At 34.9% G+C, this 12508-nt stretch carries 11 protein-coding genes; 9 read left to right on the top strand and 2 right to left on the bottom strand.

Features of this window, described 5'->3' with window-relative positions; genetic code table 11:
* Positions 1-30 precede the first annotated feature (30 nt).
* The 3 genes from MSWHS_RS04195 to MSWHS_RS21910 all read left to right on the top strand — a co-directional run bounded on the left by MSWHS_RS04195 (position 31) and on the right by MSWHS_RS21910 (position 2210).
* Entirely contained in the window at positions 31-318 is a 288-nt protein-coding gene (locus tag MSWHS_RS04195; RefSeq protein ID WP_048158775.1) for a hypothetical protein, read from the top strand.
* A 286-nt stretch (positions 319-604) separates the two neighbouring features.
* On the top strand, positions 605-1429 hold the full coding sequence (locus MSWHS_RS04190; protein WP_048158774.1) for a sulfite exporter TauE/SafE family protein: 825 nt from the start codon (positions 605-607) through the stop codon (positions 1427-1429).
* 649 nt (positions 1430-2078) lie between these two features.
* A complete protein-coding gene (locus MSWHS_RS21910) occupies positions 2079-2210 on the top strand; it encodes a hypothetical protein (protein ID WP_255353716.1) in 132 nt (43 codons plus the stop codon).
* 211 nt (positions 2211-2421) lie between these two features.
* Here MSWHS_RS21910 and MSWHS_RS18920 read toward each other — a convergent pair whose 3' ends face one another.
* Positions 2422-2604, bottom strand: a complete 183-nt coding sequence (locus tag MSWHS_RS18920) for a hypothetical protein (protein WP_231585577.1) — start codon at positions 2602-2604, stop codon at positions 2422-2424.
* A 103-nt stretch (positions 2605-2707) separates the two neighbouring features.
* On the opposite strand from MSWHS_RS18920, the gene MSWHS_RS04185 reads away from it, so the two are divergent.
* The 6 genes from MSWHS_RS04185 (at position 2708) to MSWHS_RS04155 (ending at position 10912) form a co-directional block, all read left to right on the top strand.
* Positions 2708-3760, top strand: coding sequence for a permease (locus MSWHS_RS04185; RefSeq protein ID WP_048126268.1), 1053 nt, complete (start codon positions 2708-2710; stop codon positions 3758-3760).
* Positions 3761-3874: 114 nt separating this feature from the next.
* The gene (locus tag MSWHS_RS04180) at positions 3875-4108 is read left to right on the top strand and encodes a thioredoxin family protein (RefSeq protein WP_048126266.1); all 234 of its coding nucleotides are present in this window, start codon (positions 3875-3877) and stop codon (positions 4106-4108) included.
* Positions 4109-4207: 99 nt separating this feature from the next.
* Positions 4208-4591 carry a putative zinc-binding protein gene (locus tag MSWHS_RS04175; protein ID WP_048126264.1) on the top strand — a complete coding sequence of 128 codons (384 nt, stop codon included), beginning with the start codon at positions 4208-4210 and terminating at the stop codon, positions 4589-4591.
* Positions 4592-4785: 194 nt separating this feature from the next.
* Positions 4786-5046: a helix-turn-helix transcriptional regulator gene (locus MSWHS_RS04170; protein ID WP_231585576.1), complete on the top strand. Its 261-nt coding sequence runs from the start codon at positions 4786-4788 to the stop codon at positions 5044-5046.
* A gap of 2068 nt (positions 5047-7114) precedes the next feature.
* On the top strand, positions 7115-8674 hold the full coding sequence (locus tag MSWHS_RS04160; RefSeq protein ID WP_048126260.1) for a flippase: 1560 nt from the start codon (positions 7115-7117) through the stop codon (positions 8672-8674).
* Positions 8675-8791: 117 nt separating this feature from the next.
* The gene (locus MSWHS_RS04155) at positions 8792-10912 is read left to right on the top strand and encodes a DUF2206 domain-containing protein (RefSeq protein ID WP_197074022.1); all 2121 of its coding nucleotides are present in this window, start codon (positions 8792-8794) and stop codon (positions 10910-10912) included.
* Positions 10913-11262: 350 nt separating this feature from the next.
* On the opposite strand, the gene MSWHS_RS04150 is transcribed toward MSWHS_RS04155, so the two are convergent.
* Positions 11263-12504: a glycosyltransferase family 4 protein gene (locus MSWHS_RS04150; protein WP_231585703.1), complete on the bottom strand. Its 1242-nt coding sequence runs from the start codon at positions 12502-12504 to the stop codon at positions 11263-11265.
* Positions 12505-12508: the final 4 nt, after the last annotated feature.

Raw genomic sequence — 12508 nt, 5'->3', positions numbered from 1 at the left:
TGGAAAAAAATTGAATGATGCCTTTCCATTATGACCGAAAAAACCAGGTGGACTGAAATCCTGAAAGATCTGGATGAACTGTGCGAACTGCATGACCGGGCAACGTGTGATTATGAAAAATGCAGGAAATTTAACGGGAACCTGGCCAAACTTCTGGAAAAGCTCGAAGACACGGAAAATTACAAAATGGCTGATAGAGTGATGGACGTGCTCATAAACTGCAGCCCAAAGGTGGCCTCATACTGTGAAAAATCGTCATTTGTAGGAGAGAAGATAAAGGGAATAACAAAAAGGGCGTATGAAGAGGCCCGAAATTAAAAAAAAGTCCGGCAGCTCAGGGCAAACCGGACCGAAAATAACTTTCCAAGCCTCAACAGGTTTTATCTGATTTTACCCGAAATTTTCTTATTTTACCCGAAATTTTCTTAGTTAATCCGAAAAGCTATTTCAAATTATTTTGAAATAGAAACTGTTAAATAGGTTATTTCAAATATATTTGAAATAGATACAATAGACTCCTTTGTAACTTAATAAAAGAGTTACCCTTAATGAAAAAAATGTAATAAATTTCGAATTTGCTTTGAAAAAATAAAGGAGATAGCATATGGAAATGATATTTATTATCGGTCTGCTCATTACAGGAATAATTGTTGGTCTTGCTTCCGGGCTCTTAGGTGTTGGAGGGTGCTTTATCATGGTTCCTGTCCAGTTCTGGGTCCTGACGCAAATGGGAATTGAACCTACTATTGCAATACGTGTTGCTTTTGGTACCAACCTTGCGGTGGTCCTTCCGACAGCAATCAGTGGAGCGTACGGCCACAATAAAAACGGTGCTGTGCTCTGGAAACAAGCTTCCTACCTTGGAGCTTTTGGCTTCTGCGGCGCGATCCTGGGGGCTTACATTGCCAGCAATCTTCCCGGGGATATACTTAAAACAGCATTTGGGCTTGTAATAGTTCTGGGGGCTGTAAGGATGTTGACAGCCAAACCTATGAAGATAGATGAGGAACCGTCCGAATCCCCAATGTTGTATGCAATTGCCGGTATTTTCCTTGGACTTGTATCCGGAATAATAGGCATTGGCGGAGGAGTCGTAATGATCCCTATTATGGTCCTGGGACTGAGATTCCGGATGCATCAGGCTATAGGTACATCCACAGCAGTGATGGCTATTATTGCCATTGGTGGAATCCTTTCATACATGTATAACGGCTGGAATGTTTCGGGATTGCCTGCCTATTCACTGGGCTATGTCAACCTGCTCCAGCTTGCACTCCTGGCGGGTTCCAGTGTACCGATGGCTTTTGTGGGTTCCAAAGTAGCACACATGCTGTCCCATAAAACTCTCATGAATATCTTTATCATAGTGATGCTGTACATGGGATTGAAAATGATTGGAGTTTATAGCTGGTTGGGCTTACCTCTGTGAACTAACCCCACCTGTCAGCCTTCGGCTGTCGTGTTAAACCATAGGTTTAACAGGAGTTTCTAATTTTTGTGTTGTCCGTGAGTCATTTACTAATTATCATAGAATAATAAATATAATATAAATATTTGATTATAGAAATGACATATGATATCGATTAATCACAATTTTGTGTATCCTCTTTAAATTGAGTGAAAAGCTCTTCACTTCAACTCAACGTACTTCTTTCTATCCTGGATTCCCACCCATTCATAACACGAGGTAGCCGGGTTCATCCTCAGATCAAGGTGTACAGCTGTTTTTGTTTTACCAGTATTTCGCCTACTCAAAGCGATTTGCTTGGCTGTTCGAAGCATTCAATAACATCGAGTTTGTCACCGCGCAAGTTCTCTAATCGTTATGTGCAAAATAACACAAAACGAGGATAATATTAACGCTCCTATATAAAATAACATTTTAAATTTTTAAATAATCAACACTCTAATATACGATAAACGTTTCAAATTTCAAGGGATATACAATCAAGTATTGCTGGGCTCGTTATGAACCACCGGGAATCTAGGGGGCAACGTCTGATTATGAAAAATGCAGGAAATTTAACGGGAATCTGGCCAAACTTCTGGAAAAGCTCGAAGACACGGAAAATTACAAAATGGCTGACAGGTTAATGGGTGTCCTCATAAACTGCAGCCCAAAAGAAGCATCTCACTGCGAAAAATCAACACTTGTCGGGGAAATGATTAAAAACATGGCAAAAGAGGCACAAAACGAACCCAAGAAATGAGAGCTGAAAATTGTGCTATTTGAAGTTATCCGGGACTTTAGAGTTCCCGTATAAGCGGCTCATTTCTCTTCCCATGAATTTAACGCGGAATATAGAACATTACAAAAACGCCCACAAGTGAAATCAATGCCCCTATAATTTAATACCTATCAGGTATATTTTTATCGACAAAAAAGCCCCGTATAAGAGAGGAAGTGATAAAAATTCTTCATTAAGTCACGTATATCCTGTGGAAATAAGAAGGTTGGAAAGTAGGTACGACCCCGTACAGAAACAGGATTACTGCTCCGAGAAATGCAAAAACGAGTCCACTACCTTCACACAACCATAACCAGACCAGATATCCACCTTCGATTTCAAAAATACCTGCAAGGATAAACAGAATACAGACCAAGAAGTTATTTCAAATAAATTTGAAATAGGAAATTTTATATAGGTTCTTTCAAATATATTTGAAATAACAGAAACAAATCTGGATAAATACCCCTGGTGGAAAAATGACTCTTGATTATATCACTTATCTCATATCCGTAGGGCTTCAGTCAGTGCAGGAGTATCTGGCACTCCATGTGTTGATGTGCCTTGTGCCTGCCTTTTTCCTGGCTGGTGCGATTGCCTCCCTCTTTTCCAAGGAATCTGTGCTTAAGTTCTTCGGAGCGGACGCCCCCAAATATGTCTCGTACACGGTAGCTGCGGTTTCAGGCTGCCTCCTTGCGGTTTGCAGCTGTACGGTGCTTCCCCTCTTTGCAGGGATATATAAACGGGGGGCAGGCATAGGTCCTGCAACCACCTTTTTATTCTCTGCCCCTGCGATCAATATCCTTGCAATTGTCTATACAGCAAAAATCCTGGGATATGACCTCGGAGCAGCCCGTGCCTTTGCGGCAATTCTTCTTTCCGTACTTGTTGGTTTAGTTATGGCTCTTGCGTATGAAGGAAAAGCAACCGAACGCAAGTCCATAAAGACTTTCGGAGAAGAAGAACATAAACACAGCGTTGAACTCTTTATTGTGCTAATTGCAGTTCTTATAGCCCCCGAGCTGATGTCCTCCTGGGGCTGGAAGTATACAACTCAGTTTCTTGTCTGGATCCCAATGCTGGTAATTACAGCATTCCTATCTTTAAAATGGTTTTCAAAAGAAGAAATAGAAAGCTGGATGGGAGAAACCTGGTTCCTGATAAAACAGATCACCCCTCTGCTCCTGCTGGGAGTTTTCTTTGCCGGGATTGCGGTAGTCGTACTCCCCAAAGAGTTAGTAGCGGCTTTTGTGGGAGGAAATTCTCTTACTTCAAACTTTATTTCCTCAGTAGCCGGAGCCTTCATGTATTTTTCCACTCTCACTGAAGTGCCAATCATCAAAGCTCTCACGCTGCTTGGAATGGGAAAAGGTCCTTCTCTTGCCATGCTCCTTGCAGGTCCAGCACTCAGTCTACCGAATATGATTGTTATCAACAGGATCATGGGGCCAAAAAAAGGCATGACCTACATCTCCCTCGTGGTTTTGATTGCGACCGTTTCAGGGTATATATTCGGAGTTATGTTTGTATAAACGAAAAAAGAGAATATGGATCAAATCAAAATAATGTCATAAATAATTTTCATGAAGCTTATATCTAAATATATCACAATAAATAAAGAAATAATTAAGCAATAGGTGAAATGTATGAAAATAGAAGTACTGGGTTCAGGTTGCGCAAAATGCAATAAGACAAAAGAAATGGCTGAAAAAGCTGTCAAGGAAATGGGTGTTGAAGCCGAAATTGTCAAGGTAGAGGACTTTGACAAAATACTGGGATATGGGGTCATGATCACTCCTGCTCTTGTTATTGACGGAGATGTTAAAGTCGCAGGTAAAGTCCCAAGTGTAGAAGACATCAAAAAGTGGATTGCAAAATAAGGAATGAAAACTACAGGTTTTCAAAATAATCAGGGACAAAATACTAGCAATAGTAACAATCAAAAGCAGAAAAAATGTAAAGAAAGGAGTATAAAAACAATGTCAGAAGAAGTAAAATGTGCATGCGGGACAGCAAACGTAGGGATCTTTGCCTGCAGCGGAGGGTCCAACGTAGGCCAGATCGCAAACAAAGTCGCAATCGAACTTACAAAGCAGGAAGTTGGGAAAATGATGTGCACAGTCGGGATCGGCGGCAGGATTAAAGGCCTTATGAAATCGGCCGAAGGTTCCGAAAGGCTCATAGCCATTGACGGCTGCCCCTTAAACTGCACAAAAGAGACCCTGGAGCTTGCCGGTTTTGTCCCTGACAGGCACATTGTGATCTCCGAGTTAGGGATCAAAAAAAGCAAAGACCTGGACCTCAAGGATGAAGAAGTTAAAGAAGCCCTGGATAAGATAAAGGAGATACTGCAGTCCGATTGATCTTCAATTCGCTCTTTTTTACAAATAACATATTTTTTTAGGGACCTGTTTTGGCAGGGTTTTGGATTTTTTGAACCTCAAACCAGTTTTAGAGGCAATGTATGGTCCAGACTCCTGCAAGCCACAGGCACCCCACAATATTTACCAGGCCTTAAGAAAAGTATTTATACGGCTATAATTCAATGATTGATTATATGATTAATGAAGAAAATGTAAAGGTTTTCAAAGCCCTGAGTGAGGAAACCAGATATAAAATCATAAAAGTCCTGCTTGAAGGGGAAAAATGTGCATGTGAGATTCCTGACCTCATAGGCAAGACCCAGTCCAATACCTCGATGCATCTAGCAAAACTGCAGGACTGGGGTATCATCAAGGTAAGAAAGGACGGAAAGATGAGGCTTTATTCCATAGACAACGAAAAAGTCCGGAAGCTTCTGAAGTTACTTGAAGAATAAGTTCTATCTCAATCCTTTAGTACTTTTTGAGACTTTTTATTATTTTCTGATCTTAAGATATTCTATCTAAATCGTGCAAAACAGAAAAATTTCAATTATATTTCAACGAATCCTCTATTTAGGAGAAAAGAAAACATCTTAATAGATACGTCAATGGTAAAAACAGTAGTTAATGGTAATATTCTAATCCCCTTGTAATAGATACGTCAATGGTAAAAACGGTAGTTAATGGTAATATTCTAATCCCCTTACCAAAAATTCGGGTTGAAAATCGATACTATCCTATGTTTTCCATATGTTCTCCTACTCATTTTAATGATTATGGCAGTAAATTACATGTGAACTCTTTACACTCACTTTATTCTATCAAGTTACAGCATTATAGTTCGCAATGTTACATACTGATTTATCCTACTTGTAAGAAGCCTTTTCATGATCAGATTATTGGTGTTTCTGGTTCTGCAAATTACATTTCTGAATAGGTTCTGCAAATTACATTTCTGAATAGGTTCTGCAAATTACATTTCTGAATAGGTTCTGCAAATTACATTTCTGAATAGGTTCTGCAAATTACATTTCTGAATAGGTTCTGCAAATTACATTTCTGAATATTATGAGAAACAAATGAATGTTAGATATGATGGACAATGCAGTCTACACAATTCTCAACAAATTGGAGAAATATACACCGAAGGCTTGACTGCATTCTGTGGAAGAGCTCCTTGTGCAACTTCACCGTGGTTATATGAACAAAAACGTGGCTTCGAATTTACAGCAAATTCGTGACACTGTCGCATATATTCAAGAGATACAAGAATTTGACTCTAATCTGGAACTTTAAGAAGCGTTTTACAAAGTGATTTGTTACGTAGAAGAGATTTTTAAGAAGAATGTAAGCTTCTTGAAAAAAGGTTTTACACCTGAGACGGATAATACAATAGAACAGATATTTTCTTTGATATGTGATATAGCAGACAAAGCAAGATCAATTAAAACAGATAGTGGTCTAACTAATTTTTGTTATAAATTATATATTTATTTAAATCAGTGATGTTTTAGTACTGGTAAATGGAAAGGATTCTCACCCTTAATGAGGGCAAGATTCCAATATGGTTCTGAGTGAAGGAAAGGAAAAACGGAAACTTATAACCGAAACTTGAAATCTTATAGCGGTAGCTAATGAAAATTTCCACAAAAACCAGATATTTATTAAAAATATTGAACAAGTTCTTGTCTGAATATATCAACTTTTCCAAAATGGGTAGATTGGTTTATTCAAGTTATGATAAAATTTTATGATTTTTTTAAATCAAGTTATGATGAAATTTTATGATTTTTTTAAATCAAGTTATGATAAAATTTTATGATTTTTTTAAATCAAGTTATGATGAAATTTTATGATTTTTTTAAATCAAGTTATGATGAAATTTTATGATTTTTTTAAATCAAGTTATGATGAAATTTTATGATTTTTTTAAATCAAGTTATGATAAAATTTTATGATTTTTTTGAAATTGGAGAAGAACCAGAAAAAATTAAAAAAACTCCAGTTCTTCCATGTTTAATTTATTGAGATGGTATCGAAAAGATGTTTCGAACGCAACATCCTGATATCGCGCTGTGACTGAATGAACAGAATTCCTGTTGACTGACATATTAGTAGTGGTACGAAAAATGTCTTTACTTGTAAGATAACCATTGATCTTAATAGTAACATGGTCAGAAAGAGGTTGTAATACCGTATCAATATATTTCTATGACTTTAATTCTATTTAAAGTTTGAATCTAAACTTATTTGGCAAAATAGGTATGGGGGGAGGCATTTTCATCCTATATATAGGTTTTGAATAACCTCATTTATACTAAATGAAAATTAGCAAAGTACTGAAATTAATGAATTAAAGAACAGCTTAAAGAAGTATGACTGCTGAGACTAAAGAAATGTCGATTGATCAACCATCGAAATTGTTGATTATTTAGAAAGAATTATATCAGAGCAACAAGTTGAAATGTTCAATTAAAAATTAATCAAGAAAATTAGAGCCCAAAAAGGAATTCGAGCTAAAAAATGTCTGAAGTTATAAGCAAATCACTTACAAATGTAGCTCAAAGTGCTATTATTATATTTATTGGAATGATTATTAATTTGGCTTTAGGATTTTTAGGTAGAATTATTTTTATAAGGTTCACAACCCAGAGTGAATATGGAATTTACTCTCTGGCTTTTACACTAATGAGTGTATTTGTTACAATATCTACACTTGGTTTATATGATGGGACTACAAGGTACATTGCAAAGTTCAGAGCAAAAGACCAATCAGAATATGTGCAGGATACAGTTGTTTCATCAATAGTAATTGCGTTAATTTCCAGTATTTTAATTTCTGTTATTGCATATCTGGGATCTGATTATATATCTGTGAATATTTATAATTCCCCAGAACTCTCCCCAGTTTTTAAAATGTTATTAATTGCGGTTCCCCTGTCAGTTTTGATCAGCATATTTATCTCAATTTTCAGGGGCTTTGGTGAGTCTAAAATAAAAATTTGTTTAAACGAAATCTTAAGACCGGTTACTTATCTCTTATTTCTGGCCTCTGTAGTTTTTTTACGATTACCGTTTCATAATATGGTTTTTGTCTATGTCATATCAATTCTAATTACATTTCTGGCGTTTATAATTTATTTTATCAAAAAACCCCCGTTCAAACTAAAGTGGAACAAGCTACGTATAAACCACGTTACAAAAGAATTATTAATATATTCCATGCCACTTCTCGCGGTAAGCATACTGCTTACAATAATGTCATGGACTGACACTTTGATGCTCGGTTACTTTAAAACACCAGAAGTAGTTGGCATGTATAGTGCTGCATACACGATAGCCAGTCTGCTTTCAGTTGTTATTAATTCTGTAGGCTTTCTTTACGTTCCAATTATTTCACAACTTTATAGTAAAAATCAAATTGAGGAACTCGGGGTCATTAATGCAACGTCAACTAAATGGTCTTTTATGTTTACTTTGCCGATGTTTTTTTTGTTTTTTTTATATCCAGATTTTATCTTAGATTTATTTTATGATTCTCGGTATATTGAGGCCAGTACCGTCTTCCAGGTTTTAGTCCTGGGATTTATAACAAACGCTTATTTTGGTCTTAACTATCATACGTTAATGTCTATAGGGAAATCCTACTTCTTAATGAACTGTACTTTAATGAGTGCCATCTTGAATATACTGCTGAATCTAATTTTGATTCCCTCTTTTGGAATGGTTGGAGCAGCAATTGCATCGGCTTTGTCTTTTGCAGTAGTCGAAATATACATGACTGTAAAACTATATCATTTTTTGAATATACATCCCTTTACAAATATTTATTTGAGGTTTACTATATTGTCAGTACTACTCGCAGTTATTTTTTATTTTGTGAAGAGCCTGTTTATTACAACATTCTGGGCAGTGGCAATATCGTATTCAATTTTTTTGCTAATTTATGTTATTTCCATATTATATACAAAATCACTGGATAGAGATGATATCAAGATATTGGTTGAAATTGGGAAAAAAAGTGGAATTAATATTCCATATAAAAAATTTTTAAAATTGATAGGTACTAAAAAAGTTAACTAAGCCTGAAGGTCTCTATTAGATAGATTTTAAGGAATGTTTCAATAATATATAGCCTTAAATAATCAAATATTTAATTAGTTTTGCCTTCATTTTTCTACCAGGTGGGATATGAACTTAATGGAAAAAATAATCAACTACGATGCTAAAAAATTTTTGATCTTTTTATTCTCTATACATTGTGCACTTGTAGGTTCAATATTGCTTGACTTCCTAAATTTCCCCGTTCCAATCTTACGGCAAGTAATCGGGTTTGTATATCTTACTTTTGTACCTGGAATCGTTCTGCATAGAGCTCTTAAATTAAGAAAACTGACTTTCCTTGAATCATTTATTTGTATCGTGGGACTGAGCATGCTGTTTATCATGTTTTCAGGCTTTTTTATAAACAGCCTTGGCTATTTTTTCACGGATGCTCTTATCTCAACTATTCCTTTAACTTTAATAATAGGTACGATTTTATTATTTTTATCCCTCATATGCTATATGAGAGATAAAAATGAATCTAATGAAGTATACTCCAGCACTACAAAAACTTCATTATCCCTACCTTTATTATTTTTATGCACAATTCCATTTTTAAGTATAATTGGGAGCTATCTCATTAACTTTTATCACACAAATATACTTGCAATAATATCTATAATTTTTATAATTATAGTATTAATTATAGTTACATTTACCGATTTGCTGCCAAAAAATTTATATCCCTTTTCAATATTTATAATCTCAATTTCCATCTTATACCATAATTCATTAGCATCAACTTTTTTAGATGGCTGGGATATTCACTTTGAGTACTATTTTGCGAACCTTGTTTTGGGAAATTCTTTATGGGACTCTACAATTCCCTTAAATGTCAATGCAATGCTAAGCATTGTAATGCTTGCTCCCATCTATTCAGAGATATGCAATTTAGAACTTACATATGTGTTTAAAATAGTATATCCCTTTATCTTTTCGATGGTACCTATTGGAATCTACCATATATACCAAAAACAGATACTAAATGAAAAAATTGCTTTTATATCAGTATTTTATTTCATGTCGATATATACATTTTTTACAGAAATGCTAGCATTAGCAAGACAACAAATTGCAGAATTCTTTTTTGTTCTTATCTTCTTAATTATGTTAAGTAACCTAGATTTATTTAAGAAACGACTTTTGATGGTTTTATTTGTACTGGGTTTGGTTACTTCTCATTACGGATTATCCTACTTGATACTCTTGTTTATGCCAGTAGGATATTTATTTATGACTTATGTTTTAAAACATAAAAGTGACACATACACAATTAATTTTATGCTTTTATTCTCTATTATTGTTTTCATATGGTATACCAATTTCACACAAGGATCTGTATTGGAAACAATAGTTAGTATATTCGGCCACATTCATGAAAGTATAATGGATGATTTATTTTCAACAAGGTCAGTTGAACTGGCTACCAGTACATCTCCTTTTTTGAGTGGGCAAATATTAAGAATGCTATATCTATTATCACAATTTTTCATAGCTATAGGATTCATAACTGTATATCTTAAACCAGAAGATTTTAAAATATCTAATGAATATTTTGGTTTTTCATTTGTATTTTTATCTGTACTGATCACATCATTTTTCACTTCTTCTACAGGTATGAATATCCACAGGTTGTATCACATAACATCCATCTTTTTATCAATGTTCTGTGTTGTTGGTGGATTTACTTTTTTTCAGTCGATATCTAAGATTCTCCATACGCATCCAATATCTTATAAAAAGTCATTAAAAATTTTATCTGTCTTTTTTGCAGTATTTATGATTTTTAATGTCGGTATTGGTCAGCAAATAATACATGATAACCCTACTTCCGTATCTATTAATAGGGAATGGGCAAAAAACTCAGATAACCTCGAACATAAATATGTCTTCTACAAAATGCATTTTCCATCCCAGGATGTTACTGGTACTAAATGGTTATCTAAAAACAGAAATTCAACGACAAAAATATATGCTGATCTGTCATCCACAGCACTCCTATTCTTCAGCTATGGCATGATCCCCGGCGAACCCATATTAACCGATCATAGCAGGATAGAGCCAGGTTCTTATGTCTATTTAAGGTACCCAAACGTTAATTATGGGATTATGTATGGACCGAAACAAGGCATGAAATGGAATATTACTGACATCCCATTATCTGATCAAAATAATCTGATTTATTCAAACTATGATAATTCCATATATAAACTTTAAAATTCTCATCTTTCAATTTTTAAGGCTCAGCGTCCTGCCCTTCAGATACATAAGCTCTTCATGATAAATTATGTACTTGCAAGCCAGGGATTGATATACTGCAGCTACCTGTAACTGGAAATGTTCGTAAAAGAGCGGCAAAACACCCTATATAAAATAAGCACATTAGATTCAAGGTAGAATCCCTAAACCGCAATCATCTGACTTCACAGATTTGCGGAGTTTGACAAAATTAGGGTTAAAAATAGGATTAGAACTCAGGCTTAGCAGAGTAATACATAAAAAATTAAGAATTATATGTGATGAATTAAGAATCATATGTGATAAATTAAAAATTAATATGTAGCGAATTAAGAATTACATGTGGTCAGCTTTTTATATACTTTTACTTGTTTTTCTACGAGCTTTTTCCAGTCATATCTGTCTTCAACCAGTATTCTTCCATTGATACCGATTCGCTCAGAAAATTCTTTATCTTCTAATAATGAAACAATTAAATCTGCAAATGTATCCCATTGGTCTGCGATTAAAATATTTTTGTTGTTGCTAATTTCTAAGCCTTCTGCACCAATTGTTGTGGAAACCACCGGTTTGCTCATTGCCATGTATTCAAGTATCTTCAGACGGGTACCCGAACCGCTGGTTAACGGGGCAATGCAGACATCTGCGTTAAAGATATAAGGTCTTACATCTTCTACAAACCCTATAATTTCCACAGTATTGTCTGTCTTTGAATACTCATTGAGCCAGGCAGGGCAGCTTTTACCTATAATGTAAAATTTTATATTCGGGAATTTCTTTTTTATTGCGGGATGAACATTTTCTAAATAGTTTTTAATTCCGAAGTCATTAGGTTTATACGATAAACTCCCCATAAATAAGATATTTGGATGGGATAATTGAACACTGGTTGCAAACTCTTCCGTATTATAGAAATTGCAATCCACCCCATTCGGGATTACATCTATTTTATCTTCCGGGATTCTGCAGGATACGTATATTTCTTTATCTGTTTCCGAAACTACAAATATGTGATCAAATTGGTCTATAATCTTTAATTCATGATCCTTAAATCCTTTAACAACACGCTTGTGTGCAAACCTAACCCAGGAACTTTTTTGGTGATTAATTTGCCTTATAAAATTTAAGTGATCAACATTATGAAGAGTAATAACCTTACACCCTTTAAAGTGGGAGTTTGATGCAGCCTGTACTACAGGTGCAGCCTCAATAGTGTGCTGTGCGTGAATAATATCGAATTGACTTTTTTTTAGTACAGATTCGATACTCCTTATATTTGCTGGTGAATTATATCTATAAATAGGAGGATACATACTGTTTAAAAAAACGGCTTTCGTTTTTTTGAGTATAGATAAATCCGGGACCTCTCTGGTGTATATTTTTGCGTTCAATTCTTTTTCAAGCTGATTCAAGTTGTATGTTGAATTCTCAAGCTTATTATCAACAGAATAATTACAAACCATATGTGAATCTATCTTTTTTTCAGATAGATTTTTTATTATATTATAATCTCTGACAGGAGCTCCACTTACAGGATAAGGAATATAGGGCATTACATGTAAAACTCTCACAGGC

The sequence above is a fragment of the Methanosarcina sp. WWM596 genome, from assembly GCF_000969965.1.
GTDB lineage: Archaea > Halobacteriota > Methanosarcinia > Methanosarcinales > Methanosarcinaceae > Methanosarcina.
Note: the sequence above shows the minus strand (reverse complement) of the source record. Positions and strands in the feature narration are given on the sequence as shown.